General features: G+C 67.9%; 14 protein-coding genes and 1 pseudogene. 9 read left to right on the top strand and 6 right to left on the bottom strand.

The window, feature by feature from the left end:
• Nucleotides 1–130: 130 nt before the first annotated feature.
• Nucleotides 131–307, bottom strand: a complete 177-nt coding sequence (locus ACAM49_RS02275; protein ID WP_369633769.1) for an SDR family NAD(P)-dependent oxidoreductase — start codon at nt 305–307, stop codon at nt 131–133.
• Nucleotides 308–315: 8 nt separating this feature from the next.
• Nucleotides 316–720 (bottom strand): DUF3224 domain-containing protein, encoded by a 405-nt coding sequence (locus ACAM49_RS02270; protein ID WP_369633763.1) that lies wholly within the window; start codon nt 718–720, stop codon nt 316–318.
• A 142-nt stretch (nt 721–862) separates the two neighbouring features.
• Between ACAM49_RS02270 and ACAM49_RS02265 the strand changes: the two genes are divergently transcribed.
• The 3 genes from ACAM49_RS02265 (at nt 863) to ACAM49_RS02255 (ending at nt 4,149) form a co-directional block, all read left to right on the top strand.
• On the top strand, nt 863–2,245 hold the full coding sequence (locus ACAM49_RS02265; protein ID WP_369633762.1) for a DUF1731 domain-containing protein: 1,383 nt from the start codon (nt 863–865) through the stop codon (nt 2,243–2,245).
• Nucleotides 2,246–2,335: 90 nt separating this feature from the next.
• Entirely contained in the window at nt 2,336–3,913 is a 1,578-nt protein-coding gene (locus ACAM49_RS02260; RefSeq protein ID WP_369633768.1) for a cytochrome bc complex cytochrome b subunit, read from the top strand.
• Complete coding sequence (locus ACAM49_RS02255) at nt 3,910–4,149, top strand: hypothetical protein (RefSeq protein ID WP_369633761.1); 240 nt, start codon at nt 3,910–3,912, stop codon at nt 4,147–4,149. The genes ACAM49_RS02260 and ACAM49_RS02255 overlap by 4 nt, the downstream gene beginning before the upstream one ends.
• Nucleotides 4,150–4,300: 151 nt before the next feature.
• Here ACAM49_RS02255 and ACAM49_RS02250 read toward each other — a convergent pair.
• Together ACAM49_RS02250 and pcrA are read right to left on the bottom strand one after the other, a co-directional pair.
• Nucleotides 4,301–4,486: pseudogene (locus tag ACAM49_RS02250) on the bottom strand (hypothetical protein); the annotation flags it as partial.
• A 130-nt stretch (nt 4,487–4,616) separates the two neighbouring features.
• Nucleotides 4,617–7,070, bottom strand: a complete 2,454-nt coding sequence (gene pcrA, locus ACAM49_RS02245) for a DNA helicase PcrA (RefSeq protein ID WP_369633760.1) — start codon at nt 7,068–7,070, stop codon at nt 4,617–4,619.
• Between the two features lie 359 nt (nt 7,071–7,429).
• On the opposite strand from pcrA, the gene ACAM49_RS02240 reads away from it, so the two are divergent.
• Nucleotides 7,430–7,735, top strand: a complete 306-nt coding sequence (locus ACAM49_RS02240; RefSeq protein WP_040812813.1) for a chorismate mutase — start codon at nt 7,430–7,432, stop codon at nt 7,733–7,735.
• A 167-nt stretch (nt 7,736–7,902) separates the two neighbouring features.
• Here ACAM49_RS02240 and ACAM49_RS02235 read toward each other — a convergent pair whose 3' ends face one another.
• Nucleotides 7,903–9,354: an NAD-dependent succinate-semialdehyde dehydrogenase gene (locus ACAM49_RS02235; protein ID WP_369633759.1), complete on the bottom strand. Its 1,452-nt coding sequence runs from the start codon at nt 9,352–9,354 to the stop codon at nt 7,903–7,905.
• Nucleotides 9,355–9,463: 109 nt separating this feature from the next.
• Here ACAM49_RS02235 and pgi point away from each other — a divergent pair, with 109 nt between their 5' ends.
• Nucleotides 9,464–11,104 carry a glucose-6-phosphate isomerase gene (gene pgi, locus ACAM49_RS02230; RefSeq protein WP_369633758.1) on the top strand — a complete coding sequence of 547 codons (1,641 nt, stop codon included), beginning with the start codon at nt 9,464–9,466 and terminating at the stop codon, nt 11,102–11,104.
• Between the two features lie 95 nt (nt 11,105–11,199).
• Here the strand turns inward: pgi and ACAM49_RS02225 are convergent, their stop codons facing one another.
• Entirely contained in the window at nt 11,200–12,477 is a 1,278-nt protein-coding gene (locus ACAM49_RS02225; RefSeq protein WP_369633757.1) for a M23 family metallopeptidase, read from the bottom strand.
• 427 nt (nt 12,478–12,904) lie between these two features.
• Between ACAM49_RS02225 and sucC the strand changes: the two genes are divergently transcribed.
• The 4 genes from sucC (at nt 12,905) to ACAM49_RS02205 (ending at nt 17,832) form a co-directional block, all read left to right on the top strand.
• The gene (gene sucC, locus ACAM49_RS02220; protein ID WP_040812808.1) at nt 12,905–14,071 is read left to right on the top strand and encodes an ADP-forming succinate--CoA ligase subunit beta; all 1,167 of its coding nucleotides are present in this window, start codon (nt 12,905–12,907) and stop codon (nt 14,069–14,071) included.
• A 15-nt stretch (nt 14,072–14,086) separates the two neighbouring features.
• On the top strand, nt 14,087–15,001 hold the full coding sequence (gene sucD, locus ACAM49_RS02215) for a succinate--CoA ligase subunit alpha (RefSeq protein WP_369633756.1): 915 nt from the start codon (nt 14,087–14,089) through the stop codon (nt 14,999–15,001).
• Between the two features lie 173 nt (nt 15,002–15,174).
• On the top strand, nt 15,175–16,182 hold the full coding sequence (locus ACAM49_RS02210) for a DUF5336 domain-containing protein (RefSeq protein ID WP_369633755.1): 1,008 nt from the start codon (nt 15,175–15,177) through the stop codon (nt 16,180–16,182).
• A 120-nt stretch (nt 16,183–16,302) separates the two neighbouring features.
• Complete coding sequence (locus tag ACAM49_RS02205) at nt 16,303–17,832, top strand: DUF6350 family protein (RefSeq protein ID WP_369633754.1); 1,530 nt, start codon at nt 16,303–16,305, stop codon at nt 17,830–17,832.
• The last annotated feature ends 19 nt before the right edge of the window (nt 17,833–17,851 follow it).

Below are 17,851 nucleotides of genomic sequence, written 5' to 3'. Positions count from 1 at the left end.
CACCCCCATCGGTGAGATCTGGGTGTAGCGACACCGGAGGAGGTCCCGGTCGCGCCGCTGCTCGGGAGGCAGTTTCAGAACTCTGAAACCAGCTGCGCGACCGGGGCTTCCGTGTATTCCGGCGATGCGGCTAGGCCGTGCTGCCGTTCACCCGGATATTCTGCGCCGTAACCCAGTTCGCCTCGATTTTCGCGACCACCTCGTCGGCGAGATCGGGGGTGTGCGGATGATTGATGCCCACTCGGATGCCCTGTGCGGCAAGGGTTTCCGCGATCGAGCGACCGATACCGGTGGCGGCGCCGGTGATCGGGGCGGTTACTCGTACCAGTAGTCGAGCCAGATCTGCGCGCCCTCACCGAGATTGGCCTTGAAGCCGCCCTCGCCGCGCAGTCCGGTCAGGTCGCCGGTGCCGGAACCGGGAATCACGAACCACTCGCCGCTGACGATATTGTCGGCGACGGTGCCGGCGTCCTGCAGCAGGAAGGTGCCGGACTTGCCGTCCACCGTTCCCGTAATGCGTTCGATGCCAACGAAACTGGCGGTGCCGTCGGGGGAGGAGGACTGCAGGAATTCCACCACGCCGTCACCCTCGATACCGCCGGAGAAGCTCTCCTCCACATGGATTCGGGTGAGGACCGGGCCCTGTTCGGGCTCCTCGTAGGGGACGGGCTCGTACTTGTGCACCGTGATGGCGCCTTCGACGCGAATCTTCTCGCTCATTGCTCGCCTCTTGTTCTGGAATGCGCCGAAAGGGCGCATGGGTATCCTCCCTCACCTTCGAGCCGTGCGCGGGGTTCATCAAGCCCCCGCTGCGACGAAGGCCACGCTTCCGGCCGCCGCCCAGCGGTAATAGCGTCGGGGCATGCCTCGTACAACGACGTACACCCAGTGGATCGCGCTTCCTCCGAAGCGGTTGTGGAGCGTGCTCGGCGATCCGGCGCGCTGGCCCGAATGGAATCCCGCCGTCAGCGCCCTGAAACTGCATGCCGCGCCGGGTGCGGGCGTCACCGGCGACTACCTGCCGCGCGGGCGCGTGAACGAGGCCGTGCACGGGCGGCTCGCCAAGCCGTTCGTGCTGTCCACCTTCGTACCCGAGCACGAGCTCACCATCGAGCAGCCCGAACCGGCGGGCACCATGCGGATGCGCTGGGTGCTCACCCCGCGTGACGGCGGCACCGAACTCACCCAGCAGCTCACCTTCAGCGGCATCTCGGGCGCGGCCATGCGCAAGGTGGTCGGCGATCTGCTCGAGACCGACACCCACACCTGCTTCACGCGGCTGGCGCGCCTGGCCGGGCTCGAGCCCGCCGCCGACGCGCTGACCGTCGTGATCGCCGGTGGCACAGGGGCATTGGGGCGCATCCTCGCCGCCGACCTCGCCTGCCGGGGACAGCGCGTGGTCATCCTGACCCGCCACACCGTGCCGGAACTGCCCTACCCGCAATACGAATGGGACGGCCGCACGGTCGGCGCCTGGGCCGACGCCCTGCGCAATCCCGGCCGCACCGCGGTCATCAACCTGGCGGGCAAGCTCGTCGACTGCCGCCCCACCGCCCGCAATATCGCCGAATTGCGCCGCAGCCGTGTGGATTCGACCCGCGCGCTGGTGGAGGCGTCCAAGACCCTGGACCGTCCGATCGATTACTGGATCCAGGCCAGCACCACCGCGATCTGGGCCGACGCCGGTGAGACCCGCTGCACCGAGGCCACCCCGCTGCCCGAACCCGGCCTGCCGCAGATGACCGGCGTGGCCGCGCCCTGGGAGGCGGCCTTCGACGGGGCCAATGCCGCGCACTGGACGATCCTGCGCACCTCCATCGTGCTGGATCCGGACGCGCCCGCGCTGAAACGCCTGGCGGCCCTGACCAAGGCCGGGCTCGGCGGCAGCGTCGGCACTGGGCGGCAGTGGTTCAGCTGGATCCATTTCGAGGACTGGCTGGCCATCGTGCGCGCCGGACTCGGGCTGGACTCGCGGGTGACGCTCCCCAATGGCGTGCTGGTCGCGGCCACCGACTTCCCGGTTCGCAACAAGGAACTCATGGCCACCCTGCGCAGGCAGCTGCACCGGCCGTGGTCGCCGCCCACTCCGGCGCCCGCGCTGACCATCGGCGCGGTCTTCCTGCGCACCGATCCCGCGCTCGGGCTGACCGGTCGGCACGCCACCTCCGAGGTGCTCCGGCACAACGGTTTCCGCTTCCGCTACCCGACCCTCGACGAGGCGCTGTCGAACCTGCTGCCGCGGTGATCGCGCACCGCTGACAACCGAAAAGTGTGATCTACGACAAACTGTCGTATTCGGATGTCACGTTTCGAGGCCCGCCGGCGTCTGGTGTTCATGGGTACCACCGCGAACCGCGCCGATGCCGCCGACCAGCGGTATCACTTGGCCGCGGGCCTGAAACGCTCCATCAACAAGGTCTTCCCGACGCACTGGTCGTTCCTGCTCGGGGAGATCGCCCTCTACAGCTTCATCATCCTGCTGCTGTCCGGGGTCTACCTGACCCTGTACTTCGAACCCTCCATGACCGAGGTCGTGTACGAAGGCTCCTACCAGCCGCTGCGCGGCGTGCAGATGTCCGCGGCCTACCGCAGCGTCCTGGACATCTCCTTCGACGTGCGCGGCGGGCTGTTCGTGCGCCAGCTCCACCACTGGGCCGCCCTGCTGTTCCTGGCCTCGATGATCATCCACATGCTGCGGGTGTTCTTCACCGGCGCGTTCCGCAGACCGCGCGAGGCCACCTGGGTGGTCGGCGCGATCCTGTTGATCCTGTCCATGTTCGAGGGCTACTTCGGGTATTCGCTGCCCGACGACCTGCTCTCGGGCACCGGACTGCGCTCGCCCCTGGGCGGCATCACCATGGCCATCCCGGTCATCGGCACCTGGACGCACTTCCTCCTGTTCGGCGGGGAATTCCCTGGCACCGTGCTGATCCCGCGGCTCTACATCACCCACGTGCTCCTGTTCCCGGGAATCATGCTGGCGCTCATCGGCGCACACATCGCGCTGGTCTGGTACCAGAAGCACACCCAGTTCCCCGGACCCGCCCGCACCGATCGAAATGTGGTGGGCGCGCGCATCATTCCGGTCTTCTCGCTGGATCAGGGCGCGTTCTTCGCGTTCACGCTGGCCACCGTGGCGCTCATGGGCGGACTGTTCCAGATCAACCCGATCTGGAATCTGGGCCCCTACAACCCGGCCCAGGTGTCGGCCGGATCGCAGCCCGACTTCTACATGATGTGGACCGACGGCCTGGCCCGGCTCATGCCGCCCTGGGAGATCTACATCGGCAACTACACGATTCCCGCGCCGTTCTGGGTGGCGGTGGTGATGGGGCTGGTGCTGGTGGTCATCCCCATCTATCCGTGGATCGAGAAGCGCCTCACCAAGGACACCGCGCACCACAATCTGCTGCAGCGACCGCGAGATGTGCCGGTGCGCACCGGGATCGGGGCCATGGCCATCGCGTTCTACCTAGTGCTCACCTTCGCCTGCGTCAATGACATCATCGCCCTGAAGTTCGATGTCTCACTCAACGCCACCACCTGGTTCTTCCGCATCGCGCTGCTGGTGTTGCCGCCCCTGGCCTACTTCGTGGCCTACCGGTTCTGCCTGGGCCTGCAGCGCAGCGACCGCGCGGTGCTCGAACACGGCATCGAGACCGGCATCATCAAGCGCCTGCCGCACGGCGAATACATCGAGGTACATCAATCGCTGGGGCAGAGCGGCTATCAGGGCGCGCCGGTGCCGAAGAAGATGAACAAGCTCGGCGCCGCGGGCAAGCCCGGAATCGGCAGCTTCCTGACCGCCGACCCACCCGAAGAACGCGCGGCCCTCGACGCCGTCCATCATCATGAGGAACAGGCACAGCTCACCATGCTGAAGGCCAAGCAGGACACCGGGAGTCGGGAATGAAGCTCCGAACGCACACCGACGAAGCCGAATTCGGGCTGTTGGTGCCGGCGGCCACCGTCTACGACATGGTCTCCGCCCGCACCGTGCGCCAGTTGCTGCGCGAGCACGGGGTGCGCGCCACCATGGGTCGCACCCGTATCCACCGCTGGCGAAACCTCAAGGACCGCTTCCAAATCCTGGTCTTCCCAGAAGACGCGGTACGGGCCTACGACGTTCTCAGCCGCCACACCAGCTGACAGGACTAGGCGACCTTGATGGTGTGGGGGCCGACGCTGAGGGTGATCTCCACTCGCCCACCCAGCGCCTCGGCGTAGGCCCGGAGGGTGTCGAGTTCCATGGCGCGCCGAGATCGCCGTTCTCGATTTGAGATACGCGTGACTGAGAAACGCCGAGCACCGCGGCGATCTCGGACTGGGTCTTGCCCAGGGGCTTGCGGAGCTCCTCAAGGTGGTAGCCCGCGACGTAGGCATCGAGCCGCGCCGACGCCTCGGCACGAACTGCCGGATCCGCCAGTTCCGGGTGTAGGTGATGGGCTTCCGCCTTGATCTCACGCCAATTCCGCGCAGGGCTCATGACCTCTGCTACTTGTCCATGTCTTTCTCGGTCGGGATCGTTCCGGGCGGGCGGGAACCCATCCCCGTGGTCGCGCTCGTCACCGGCACGTGGGCGTGCTGCGCCCACGTGCCGAGCCCGCACCGATCAGTTAGAGCTTGGTCAGGGTGCGGCTGAACTTTGGGATCAGGCGGATCTTGCCGGCTGTGCCGAAGTCGATGGTGACGGTGGCCAGGTCGCCGAAGCCCTCGGCGGCGATGACTCGGCCCAGGCCGTACTTGTCGTCGTTGACGCGGTCGCCTACGGCCAGTACGAGATTGGTGTTGTTGCGTTTGGCTGCCGCGGCGGGGGCGGGGCGGCGGTCGCCGCGGTCGCGGAGGCCGGGGCGTTGGTCGGACCAGCCGTCGCCGCGGGTCCAATCACGTTCCAGGCCATCGTCTTCGCCGCGGCGGCGGAAGCCGCGCGAGGTTTGGGACGGGGTGGGCTCCAGGCGGCGCCAGTCCATCAGGTGGCCCGGGATCTCCTGCAGGAAGCGGGATTCGGGATTGGAGACGGGCTGGCCCCAGCCCGAGCGGACCACGGCGCGGGTGAGGTACAGGCGCTTGCGGGCTCGGGTGATGCCGACGTAGGCGAGGCGGCGCTCCTCCTGGAGCTCGGTGGGATCGCCCAGGGCGCGCATGTGCGGGAACTGGCCGTCCTCCCAGCCGGTCACGAAGACCACCGGGAACTCCAGGCCCTTGGCGGTGTGCAGGGTCATCAGAGTGACCACGCCCGAACCCTCTTCGGGGATCTGGTCGGCGTCGGCCACCAGCGAGACGCGCTCCAGGAACGCGGCCAGCGAGCCCGGCTCCGGCTCGCCCTCGGCCTGCTCGGGAATGATGCCCTCGGCCCGGGCGGCCTCCACATTGTTGCGCGCCTCGGAACTGAATTCGCGTGCGACGCTGACCAATTCGTTGAGGTTGTCCAGCCGCGCGCCGTCCTGCGGATCGTCGGAGGCCTCCAGTTCGGCGCGATACCCGGTGCGGTCCAGCACCGCCTCGACGATCGAGCCGACGTCGGGGAAGTCCATATCCGCCTGCGCGCCCGCGGCCCGGATCTCGTCGAGCAGCTCCAGGAATCCGGCGATCAGCCGCTGCGAACGGGAATTGAGCAGCGCCACCTTGCCTTCGGCCGCATCCCGGAGCGCCTGCGCGAAGCCGATATCGCGCTGCTCGGCATGCACCGCCACGCACGCCTCCGCGCGATCGCCGATGCCGCGGCGCGGGGTGTTCAGAATCCGGCGCAGGCTCACCGCGTCGTCGGGATTCTCCAGCACCCGCAGGTAGGCCACGATGTCGCGGACCTCCTTGCGCTCGTAGAAGCGCACACCGCCGACGACCTTGTACGGCAGGCCCATCCGGATGAAGATCTCTTCCAGCGCACGGGAATTGTTGTTGGTGCGGTAGAAGACCGCCACATCCGAGTAGTTGGCCTCACCCTGATCGACCAGCTTGTCGATCTCCCGCGCCACGAACGAGGCCTCATCGTGCTCGTTGTCGGCCACGTACCCGACGATCAGCTCACCGTCACCGTGATCGGTCCACAGCTTCTTCTCCCGCCGCCCCTCGTTGCGCGAGATGACCGCGTTGGCGGCCGACAGGATGTGCTGTGTGGAGCGGTAGTTCTGTTCCAGCAGAATGGTTTCCGCGTCCGGGAAGTCGCGCTCGAACTCCTCGATATTGCGGATCGTCGCGCCACGGAAGGCGTAGATGGACTGATCGGCGTCACCCACCACGCACAGCTCCGACGGCGGCACCCGGTTGTCGTCCTCCGGGGCGTCCGGCTCGTCGCCCCACAGGTTCCGGTGATGGCCCACCAGCTCGCGCACCAGCACGTACTGCGCGTGGTTGGTGTCCTGGTACTCGTCGACCAGCACGTGCCGGAACCGCCGCCGGTAGTACTCGGCCACCTGCGGATGCCGCTGCAGCAGCGATACCGTCTCGCCGATCAGATCGTCGAAGTCCAGGGCATTGGCCGCGCGCAGCCGCCGCTGGTACTCGGCGAAGACCCTGGCCACGATGCGCGGCAGTTCGGCATCCTCGGTCTCGGCGTCGGCCGCGGCCTGCTCGGGATCGATGAGCTCGTTCTTGAGATTGGAGATGGCGGTGGCCAGCAGCCGGGGCGTGTACTTCTTCGCGTCGATATCGAAATCGCGAATGATCATGCCCAGCAGCCGCCGCGAATCATCCGCGTCGTAGATGGAGAAGTTGGTGTTCAGCCCGGCCAGCAGCGAGGCCTGGGTGCGCAGGATGCGCACGCAGCTGGAGTGGAAGGTGGACACCCACATGCCCTGCGCGCGCGGGCCGACCAGCCCGGTGACGCGTTCCCGCATCTCGGCGGCGGCCTTGTTGGTGAAGGTGATGGCCAGGATCTCACCCGGCCGCACCCCGCGGGCGTCGAGCAGATAGGCGATGCGACGGGTGAGGACCGCGGTCTTGCCCGACCCGGCCCCGGCCACGATCAGCAGCGGCGTGCCCGAGTGCATCACCGCGGCCCGCTGTTGCGGATTCAATCCTTCGAGCAACTGCTCGGTCTTCATACCGTCCCGTGCCGCCGTTGTATTCATCGCCACCGTCGTAGTCATCGCCCGTCCACGCTACCGGCGCACACCGACAGACGACGGGCGGGATCGCACAGGTGTCCGATAAGTGCCGGTCCGGCGAACCCCCGGTGAACCGAATCGGGTCCGGAAACTCAGAAGATTCACAAACGAAGTTGTTTTGCTCGGGTCACTCTGCGTGGCACACTCGTCGAATGACCGGCTCGATGGCGACGCATTGCACTTGAGCTCGACCACGGGGGACGTGACCCCGATCCCGGGGGGACAATGTATGGCCAACAGGTCTGATTCTTGGTGAAGAACCGATCGGTAACAGGACGGGTCCAACCACCGATCGACGTTCGGGACCACGAGGAGTTGAAAGTATGAGCATCTCGACGACGGGACAATCCGAGTCCGCCACCGGGTCGGATTCCGCCCTGCCCTCCGAGGCTGAGATCGAAAAGCTGCGCTTGGAAATCGACAAGCTGGACGCCGAAATCCTCGCCGCCATCAAGCGCCGCACCGAGGTCTCGCGCATCATCGGACGCACGCGCATGGCGAACGGCGGGCCCAAGCTCGTCCACTCCCGCGAGATGAAGGTGCTGGAGCGATTCAGCGAGCTGGGCCAGGAGGGCCACACCCTCGCGATGCTCCTGCTCCGCCTCGGCCGCGGCCGACTGGGCCACTGATCACACCGACTCGTTAACGGACAGCACCGCTCGACCCGATACATCGGGCGGTGTGTCTTTCGGCGTGCCCACAGATCACGCTGCACACGGAGTTTCGGATGCAGCATCCCCAGGCCGCCCCGGGTGTTCAGACCCCGGGGCGGTTGTTCTGTTTCCGGGCGACGCCGCTACGGCAGTGCGATGTACTTCGTGTCGAGGTACTCCTCGATGCCCTCGAAACCGCCCTCGCGGCCGAATCCGGACTCCTTCACGCCGCCGAACGGCGCGGCCGGATCCGAGATGACACCGCGGTTGACGCCGACCATGCCGGTCTCCAGACCCTCGGCGACCCGCAGCGCGCGATCCAGGCTGCGCGTGTAAACGTATGCGACCAGCCCGAATTCGGTGTTGTTGGCCGCGGCGAGACCCTCCTCCTCGGTCTCGAAGCCGACGATCGGCGCGACCGGGCCGAACACCTCCTCGCGCAGGATGCGGGCCGCGGGCGGGATATCGGTGAGCACGGTGGCGGGATAGAACCAGCCCGGGCCGCCGGGAGCCTTGCCGCCCAGCTTGACCTGCGCGCCCGCCGCCACCGCGTCGTCGACCAGTTCGCTCACGGTGTCGAGCTGGTTCTCGTTGATGAGCGGTCCGAGGGTGGTCTCCGGATCGACGCCATTGCCGAGTTTGTAGTCGGCCATGGCCGCCGACAGCTTGTCGGTGAATTCCTGGCGAACCGCATTCTGGACGTGGAAACGGTTGGCGGCCGTGCACGCCTCACCGCCGTTGCGCAATTTGGCCAGCAGCGCGCCCTGCACCGCGGCATCGATGTCGGCGTCGTCGAAGACCACGAACGGGGCATTGCCGCCCAGTTCCATGGAGGTGCGCAGCAGGCCGTGCGCGGACTGCTCGACCAGCTTCTTGCCGACCGGCGTGGAACCGGTGAAGGTCAGCTTGCGCAGGCGCGGGTCATTGAGCAGCGGGGCGGTGACCGCGCTCGACCGCGAGGTGGTGATCACCGACAGCACGCCGTCGGGCAGCCCGGCCTCGCTGCACAGCTTGGCCAGCAGCAGCATGGTCAAAGGCGTTTCGCCGGCGGGCTTCACGATCATGGTGCAACCGGCCGCGAGCGCCGGGCCGATCTTGCGGGTGCCCATGGCCAGCGGGAAATTCCACGGCGTGATGGCCAGGCACGGGCCGACCGGCTGCTTGTGCACGAGGATGCGGCCGGTCCCGGCCGGGGCGGGCTGATAGCGGCCGTGGATGCGCACGGCCTCCTCGCTGAACCAGCGGAAGAATTCCGCGCCGTACTTCACCTCATTGCGGCTCTCGGGCAGGGCCTTACCCATTTCGAGCGTCATGAGCAGGGCGAACTCCTCGGCCCGCGCGGTGATCGCCTCGAACACCGCGCGCAGGATCTCCCCGCGCTGCCGCGCCGGGGTCGCGGCCCATTCGGCCTGCACCGCGGCCGCCGCGTCGAGGGCGCGGACCGCGTCGTCGGGAGTGGCGTCGGCGACGCGGGCGATGACCTCGCCCGTGGCCGGATTGTGCACCGGGAACGTCGCGCCCCCCGTGGCGTCCACCGGTCCGCCGATCCAGAGTTGCGTGGGAATGGATGCGAGTAATGCGGTTTCGGTCACCATTCCGCCAGCCTATGCCTCACCCCCGAATGTGACTCCTACGCTGGACGAATCCCGCGAATCACCGATGGTTACCTGCGGGTCAGATCGGCGACGTTGTAACCTCGCCCGAGTGAGCAGCGACATCACCGCGTCGGCGGTCTGGCGGAAACTGCACGACCATCATGCGTCGATCGGCACGCGACATCTGCGGGAGTTCTTCGCGGAGGATCCGGCCCGCGGCGACGAGCTGACCGTCCAGGTGGCGGACCTGCGCATCGACTACTCGAAGCACCGGGTGACGCGTGAGACCCTCGATCTGCTGGTCGAATTGGCGCACACCGCCGGGCTCGAGCAGCGGCGCGACGCCATGTTCGCGGGCGAGCACATCAATACTTCCGAGGACCGCGCGGTCGGGCACGTGTGGCTGCGGCGGCCGGGCGGGGAACCGCTCACGGTCGACGGCCAGGATGTCGAGTCCGATGTGCACGAAGTCCTGCGGCGCATGGGCGAATTCACCGATCAGGTGCGCTCGGGCCAGTGGCGCGGCGCGACGGGGGAGCGCATCACCACCGTCGTGAACATCGGCATCGGCGGCTCGGACCTGGGCCCGGCCATGGTGACCCTGGCGCTGCGGCACTACGCGGACGCGGGCATCTCGGCCCGCTTCGTCTCGAATGTCGATCCGGCGGACCTGGTTTCGAAGCTGCAGGGCCTGAACCCGGCGACCACGCTGTTCATCGTGGCGTCCAAGACCTTCTCCACGCTGGAGACGCTCACCAATGCCACCGCGGCCCGGCGCTGGCTGGTGGCCGCGCTCGGCGAGGAGGCGGTGGCCAAGCACTTCGTTGCCGTGTCCACGCACGCGCAGCGGGTGGCCGACTTCGGCATCGACACCGCCAATATGTTCGGCTTCTGGGACTGGGTGGGCGGGCGCTACTCGGTGGATTCGGCCATCGGCCTGTCGGTCATGGCGGTCATCGGCAAGGAGCGCTTCGCCGAGTTCCTCGACGGAATGCACCGGGTGGACGAGCATTTCAAGACCGCGCCGCTGCACGAGAACGGTCCGGCGCTGCTGGGTCTGCTCGGCGTCTGGTACTCGAATTTCTTCGGCGCGCAGTCGCGCGCGGTGCTGCCGTATTCCAATGACCTGGCCCGCTTTCCGGCCTACCTGCAGCAGCTGACCATGGAGTCGAACGGCAAATCGGTTCGGGCGGACGGCACTCCGGTGTCGACCAGCACCGGCGAGATCTTCTGGGGCGAGCCCGGCACCAACGGCCAGCACGCCTTCTACCAGCTGCTGCACCAGGGCACCGTGCTGTGCCCCGCCGATTTCATCGGATTCGCCCGCCCCACCGACGATCTGCCCACCCTCGACGGCACCGGCAGCATGCACGACATCCTCATGTCGAACCTCTTCGCCCAGACCAAGGTGCTGGCCTTCGGCAAGACCGCCGAGGAGATCGCCGCCGAGGGCACCGACCCGAAGATCGTGCCGCACAAGGTGATGCCCGGCAACCGCCCCACCACCGCCATCCTGGCCCCGCAGCTGACCCCGTCGGTCCTCGGCCAGCTCATCGCCCTCTACGAACACCTCGTCTTCACCGAGGGCGCCATCTGGGGCATCGACAGCTTCGACCAGTGGGGCGTCGAACTCGGCAAGCAACAGGCCCTGGCCCTCGAGCCGCTCCTGACCTCGCCGGAAGCTCCCGCCCCGCAAGGAGATTCCTCCACCGACGCGCTGATCGGCTGGTACCGCTCCAACCGTCGCTGAGTCCCGCTCGAGCCCGCTCCGGGGTCGTGAGGGCCCCGGAATACGCGAAAGGCGCGCCCGTCCGGGCGCGCCTTTCGTCTGTGTTCGTTTGCCGCTCAGTCCCGTTCGGGGCCCAGGGAGATGCCGCGGGAGGCGAGCCAGGGGAGGGGATCGATCTTGTCGACGCCGTTGAGCCAGACCTCGAAGTGGCAGTGCGGGCCGGTGGAGAAGCCGCGGTTGCCGACGGTGGCGATCTGGTCGCCCGCCAGGACGCGCTGGCCCTGGGAGACGGTGGCGGTGTCGATGTGGCCGTAGATGGTGACCGTGCCGTCATCGTGCAGCAGGCGCACCCACATGCCGAAACCCGAAGCGGGACCGGCCTCGAGGACGGTGCCGTCGGCCACCGCGTAGATCGGGGTGCCGATCGGGGCGGCGATGTCCACGCCCTGGTGCGCGACGCCCCAGCGGATGCCGAAGCCGGAGGTGAAGGTGCCCGCGGCGGTGAACTTGGTCCACAGCGGCCGGTACTTCGAGGCCTCCTGATTAGCCATATCGGCGGCGAACTGCTTGCCCTTGGCCAGGATGTCGTTGAACTGGTCCAGGCTGGCGGGCGCGCTCGGGTTCAGCACTTGCGGCGAGCCGGGCGCCCCGTCGCCGACCACCGAGGTGGCCGCGACTTCCTTGACCTGGTTGGCGGCCTGGTAGTCGACATTGGCGCTGTCGTGGCCACTCGCCTCGATGGTGGCCTGGCCCGCGGCCACGACCGCACCGGCGGCCACCGCGACGACCGCGGCGCGGCCCTTGAGCGCGTTGGGCGGTGCGGGCAGGCGGTGGGTGCCGCCCGCGCGGCGCTTGCCGGCGACCCGGGTGGGGCGCTCGACATCATCGGAATCCGCTTCGGGCGCCTCACGATTCACGCGCGCGCCGTCGCCGGAGAACTGGAGCTTCTCACCGGAGGCGGTCTTGAACGTGTAAACGGGGCGATACTCGTCGGAGGGGGTCGGATCCGCGTTCGGATCCCAGTTGGTCCGCGACCGCGCGGCCCAATCACTCGGATTCGGTGCGGCCCAACCGTTCGCGGTGGTCTGGGCGTTCCAGTCGGTCTCGGGCTGCGCGTCCCAGCTCTGCTGCTGATCCCAGTTCTGCTGTTCGTCCCAGTTCCGCTCGGACTGCCAAGGGGATTCGTCCCACTGCCGGGGTTCACCCCACTGCTGAGCGTTGTCCCAGCTCGCATCGGAGTTCCAGGCCTGCGTGGCGTCCCAGTCGCCGTGGGCGACCGCGCTCTGCGCCGCGAACGGGGCGTCGAAAGAGGTTGCGCCGCCGTAGGTCTCCGCGTCCTCTTTGTAGCGGTGGCCGCGTCGGGGCCGGTGCTGCGGAGCGTCGTGCTGCGTCAAGCCTGCCGTCCTCCTGTCCGTGACCGGGTTGTGACATCGACCGCAACGACGGTAACGAAACGATTGCGGCTCAGCAAGCGATGGACCTGGTTCGACACGCGGCTGTGACATTCATCACTCCGCGGGCGGGAATGTGCTCACTGTGCTGGGGGTAACCAAGTGAAGTTTGTCAACGACGCTGCGTAGTAGCCAGTGTCACTCTTCGGGATTCGTGTGCTCCACCTGGCACCGGGTCAACAAGCTACCGATGAGTAGCATTGACGAGGGGTTTTAGGGGCGCGGAGACAGTACCGTGACCTGCGCCACTTAGGCTGTATGCGGCTGATTTCCGCTCCATGTGACTGATTAGAGTCCGATCCGACCCGCCTCCGACGACGGGCCGCCAACCAAGACGTTGTCACAACAACGCAGACGAGACGGTGAGTACATGGATCTCTTCGAATATCAGGCGAAGGAACTCTTCGTGAAGCACGGAGTGCCTTCGTCGGAGGGCCGCGTCACGGACTCGGCAGAGGACGCGCGTGCGATCGCCGAGGAAATCGGCAAGCCGGTAATGATCAAGTCGCAGGTCAAAGTCGGTGGCCGCGGCAAGGCCGGTGGCGTGAAGTACGCCGCCACCCCGGACGACGCCTTCACCCACGCCTCCAACATCCTGGGCCTGGACATCAAGGGTCACATCACCAAGAAGGTCCTGGTCGCCGAGGCCAAGGACATCGCGGCGGAGTACTACATCTCCTTCCTGCTGGATCGTTCCAACCGCACCTACCTGGCCATGTGCTCGGTCGAGGGCGGCATGGAGATCGAAGAGGTCGCGGCCACCAAGCCCGACCGCCTGGCCAAGGTTCCGGTCGACGCCGTCAAGGGCGTGGATCTGGCCTTCGCCCGCAGCATTGCCGAGCAGGGCCACCTGCCGGCCGACATCCTGGATGCCGCGGCGGTCACCATCCAGAAGCTGTGGGAGGTCTTCATCAAGGAAGACGCGACCCTGGTCGAGGTCAACCCGCTGGTGCGCACCCCCAACGACGAGATCCTGGCCCTCGACGGCAAGGTGACCCTGGACGAGAACGCCGAGTTCCGCCACCCCGACCACCTCGAGTTCGCGGACATCGACGCCACCGATCCGCTCGAGCTCAAGGCCAAGGAGAACGACCTCAACTACGTCAAGCTCGACGGTGAGGTCGGCATCATCGGCAACGGCGCGGGTCTGGTCATGTCGACCCTCGATGTCGTCGCCTACGCGGGTGAGAACCACGACGGCGTCAAGCCGGCCAACTTCCTCGACATCGGCGGCGGCGCCTCGGCCGCGGTCATGGCCGCCGGCCTCGATGTCATCCTGGGCGACTCCCAGGTCAAGTCCGTGTTCGTGAACGTCTTCGGCGGCATCACCGCCTGTGACGCGGTCGCGAACGGCATCGTCGGCGCGCTGCAGACCCTGGGCGACGCGGCCTCCAAGCCGCTGGTCGTCCGCCTGGACGGCAACAAGGTCGAAGAGGGTCGCAAGATCCTCGCCGACTTCAACCACCCGCTGGTGACTCTCGCCCAGACCATGGACGAAGGCGCCGACAAGGCCGCCGAGCTGGCCGCGGCCAAGTAAAGGACACGAACCAACATGTCTATCTTCCTGAACAAGGACAACAAGGTCATCGTCCAGGGCATCACCGGCGGCGAGGGTACCAAGCACACCGCGCTGATGCTGAAGGCCGGCACCAACGTGGTCGGCGGTGTCAACGCGCGCAAGGCGGGCACCACCGTCAAGCACGTCGACAAGGACGGCAACGAGGTCGAGCTGCCCGTGTTCGCGTCCGTGGCCGAGGCCATGGAGAAGACCGGCGCCGACACCTCCATCGCCTTCGTGCCCCCGGCCTTCTCGAAGGACGCCATCATCGAGGCCATCGACGCGGAGATCCCGCTGCTCGTGGTCATCACCGAGGGCATCCCGGTGCAGGACACCGCCTACGCGTGGGCCTACAACGTGGAGAAGGGCAGCAAGACCCGCATCATCGGCCCGAACTGCCCCGGCATCATCACCCCGGGTGAGTCGCTGGTCGGCATCACCCCGGCCAACATCGCGGGCAAGGGCCCGATCGGCCTGGTCTCCAAGTCGGGCACCCTGACCTACCAGATGATGTACGAGCTGCGGGACTTCGGTTTCTCCACCGCCATCGGCATCGGCGGCGACCCGGTCATCGGCACCACCCACATCGACGCCATCGAGGCGTTCGAGAAGGACCCGGAGACCAAGCTCATCGTCATGATCGGCGAGATCGGCGGCGACGCCGAGGAGCGGGCCGCGGCCTACATCCAGGCCAATGTCACCAAGCCGGTCGTCGGCTACGTCGCGGGCTTCACCGCGCCGGAGGGCAAGACCATGGGCCATGCGGGCGCCATCGTGTCGGGCTCGGCCGGTACCGCCCAGGCCAAGAAGGACGCCCTCGAGGCCGCGGGCGTGAAGGTCGGCAAGACCCCGTCCGAGACCGCCGCTCTGGCGCGCGAGATCCTCGAGAAGGCTTCGATCAGCGCTTGATCGCTGTTGTGAACAGCTGAATACGAAGGCCGCCCGTCGAATTCGACGGGCGGCCTTCGTGCTTGTTTTCGGGTATTGCGGTAAGGCCACGGCTGGTGGTAGATGGTGCCCCCGGCCGTCAAGTGCAGTAGCGTCGGTGGAGGTTCGTGAACGACTCGATAGGAGACGACGACATGTCATACCCGACCGGGGGCTCGGGATTCAACGCGCCCCAGCCGACGCCCTCCTCCGCATCCGGATACGGCTCGCAGCCCGCAGGCGCTCCCGCTGCCGGTTCGGGAACCTCTCCAGTCGCGGGGAAGGGACTGCCCTTCTTCCTCACCGTTGGCATCGCCGCGCTCGGCGTCATCAACTTCCTGCTGGGCTTCGCGCCCTACATCGGGACCAAGTCCGTCGAGATCGGCGGCACCCGGGTGGGCGGTGACACCAGCTTCAGCCTGTTCGAGAACGCGGGTTCGGCCGCGCTGGTGACCATTCTGCTGGTGGCCGGTCTGGTGGCGGGCCTGTCGCTGCTGCCCAAGCAGGGCGCCAATACTGCCGTGGTGGCGGCCCTTTCGCTGGCGGCGTTCCTCGGCATCCTGTTCAGCTCCTTCGACCTCGGCGACAGCGTCACGCTGAAGTGGGGCGGCTGGGTGATCCTGTTCCTGAGCTTCGTGCAGGCCGTCGTGGCCGTGCTGGCGCTGCTGTTCGAGCTGGGCATCGTCAAGGCCCCGGAGCCGAAACCGGCTGCGGCGCAGGGTGGTTACGGCCAGCCGCAGCAGCCGTTCAGCACCACCGGGCCGCAGTCCTACCAGCAGCCCTCGTTCGGTCAGCAGGGCGGATACGGCCAGCAGCCGCAGCAGCCCTCCTTCGGCCAGCAGGGCGGTCAGCAGTCCTACGGTCAGCAGCCGTCCTACGGTCAGCAGGGCGGATACGGCCAGCAGCCCGCCGGATACGGCACGGGTTCGCAGCCGACCTACGGTCAGCAGCAGCAGCAGCCCTACGGTCAGCAGCAGCCGGGCTACGGCCAGCAGCCGTCCTACGGTCAGCAGCCGGCGCAGCCCGCGGGCAGCTCGGACGCCACCCAGCACTTCGGTGGCCAGCAGGCGCAGCGTCCGGCGCAGCCGTTCGGCGGCGAGCAGGCCGCGGATCCGGCGGCCGACGCCACCCGCGCCTTCCGTCCGGGCCAGGACGACAAGTAATTCGGTTCGTGGGAACGGCCCCCGGTGTGTCCGCCGGGGGCCGTTCTCTTTGCCCGCCCGCCGTTCTCACCCGGCGCGCCTGACCCCCCGGTTTCCGAGATGCTGCCACGCTGGTTGTCCATGAGTGCCCCGAAGACTGCCCTGGCTCGCCTGAGCGACCCCGACCTACGGGAGTCGCCGCGGCCGCCGGTCCGGCGGCGGGGCGGGGGTTTCGGATCGCTGACCCCCGAACGCGCCCGGGTGCTCATGCTGGTGGCTGCCCGGCCCTCGGCCATCACCATGCTGGTGATCTTCATCCTGGTGTACGGCACGCTGTTCGCGGCGGGCGGCGGGATGAGCGGTTCCTCGGGTGCGATCGCCGCGAGCTGGCTTGCGGTGCACCAGGTTCCGCTGGTGATCGGCAAGACGAGCATCGGGTTGTGGCCGCTGGTGCCGACCGCGATCATGCTGTGGATGGTGGCCCGCGAGAGCGCGGAGGCAGCCGGACCCGATTGTGAAACCGAGGAATTGGGCTGGGTGATCGGCGCGGCGGTCGGCGGGCCGCTGCTCATCACCGCGGTATGCCTGGCGGTCGCGGACGACGCGTCGGCGGTGGTGGCCTTGCAGCCGCCCGACACCCTGGCCGCGTTCGGCTGGGTTCTGGGTTTGAGCGCGCTGGCGGCGGCCGTCGGCATCGCGTCCCAGCGCTGGCGCGACCTGACCGATCTGCTGCCGATTCGCCTGCCGGACTGGGTGGTTCCCGGTTTCCGCGCGGGCATGACGGCGGTCGGCCGACTGCTGGCGGCCGGTGCCGCCGCCACCGTCGCGTCCTTCCTGATCCACTGGTCCCGCATCGGCGACACCTATCAGGCCGCCGGCGGAAGTGTCTTCGGCGTACTGGGTTTGACGCTGCTCTCGCTGGCCTACCTGCCGAACGTGGCGGTCGACGCGGTGAGCGTGCTGGCCGGCGGCCAGGTGCGGATCGGGCCGGGATCGCTGAGCCTGTTCCGGATCGAGGGCGCGCCGGTGCCCGCGGTGCCGGTGACGGCGGCGGTGCCGTCGGGTCCGGTGGCGGTGTGGTGGCTGGCGCTGCTGGTGGTGCCCGCGGCGGCCGGGGTGCTCGCGGGTCTGGATTGTGCTCGTACATCGAGGGATCGGGCGGCCGCGCCGTGGGCGACGTTGACCGCGGCCGGGGTCGCGGCCGTCGCCGTGGCGCTGCTCGGCGCGGTGGCCGGGGGCGAGCTCGGGACCTTCGGCCGGATCGCGCCGACTCTGGTGACGGCGGCGCTCGTCTTCGTCTGGGTGGCCGTCGCCGGATATGTCGGCATGGTGGGGTCGCGGTGGTTCGGCGGTCCGGCGGTGATCGCCGCCGACGAGTACGGGGACGAGTACTACGACGACGAGTACTACTACGAGGACGACGAATACGAATACGCGGACGACGACTACTACGACGACGAATACGAGGACGAGGAGGACGCGGACGACGAGCCCGCGCCCGCGTCCGCCGGGACCGGCGGCTGGTACGACGAGTCCGATCTGGACGGCGCGCTGGAGGCCGAACTGGTCGAGGACCAGGACGAGGACGTCGCCGCGGCCGGTGTGAAATCCGTCGAGAACTCCGACATCGTGGACGCGGAAGTGGTAGAAGGCGACCTGCCGGACAAGTAGCAATCGGGCGATAGTTACT

It is taken from the genome of Nocardia sp. JMUB6875, from assembly GCF_041154655.1.
Lineage (GTDB): Bacteria > Actinomycetota > Actinomycetes > Mycobacteriales > Mycobacteriaceae > Nocardia.
The sequence above is the reverse complement of the archived record's forward strand: the minus strand, read 5'-3'. Positions and strand labels throughout refer to the sequence as shown.

Bases quoted from the DNA above. Each gene is read 5' to 3' on its own strand.
- ACAM49_RS02265 (WP_369633762.1), top strand. From the start codon at position 863: ATGCCTCGTACAACGACGTACACCCAGTGGATCGCGCTTCCTCCGAAG.
- sucC (WP_040812808.1), top strand. From the start codon at position 12,905: ATGGATCTCTTCGAATATCAGGCGAAGGAACTCTTCGTGAAGCACGGA.
- pcrA (WP_369633760.1), bottom strand. From the start codon at position 7,070: ATGAATACAACGGCGGCACGGGACGGTATGAAGACCGAGCAGTTGCTC.
- ACAM49_RS02210 (WP_369633755.1), top strand. From the start codon at position 15,175: ATGTCATACCCGACCGGGGGCTCGGGATTCAACGCGCCCCAGCCGACG.
- ACAM49_RS02255 (WP_369633761.1), top strand. From the start codon at position 3,910: ATGAAGCTCCGAACGCACACCGACGAAGCCGAATTCGGGCTGTTGGTG.
- ACAM49_RS02240 (WP_040812813.1), top strand. From the start codon at position 7,430: ATGAGCATCTCGACGACGGGACAATCCGAGTCCGCCACCGGGTCGGAT.
- ACAM49_RS02260 (WP_369633768.1), top strand. From the start codon at position 2,336: ATGGGTACCACCGCGAACCGCGCCGATGCCGCCGACCAGCGGTATCAC.
- ACAM49_RS02205 (WP_369633754.1), top strand. From the start codon at position 16,303: ATGAGTGCCCCGAAGACTGCCCTGGCTCGCCTGAGCGACCCCGACCTA.
- ACAM49_RS02270 (WP_369633763.1), bottom strand. From the start codon at position 720: ATGAGCGAGAAGATTCGCGTCGAAGGCGCCATCACGGTGCACAAGTAC.
- ACAM49_RS02235 (WP_369633759.1), bottom strand. From the start codon at position 9,354: ATGGTGACCGAAACCGCATTACTCGCATCCATTCCCACGCAACTCTGG.
- sucD (WP_369633756.1), top strand. From the start codon at position 14,087: ATGTCTATCTTCCTGAACAAGGACAACAAGGTCATCGTCCAGGGCATC.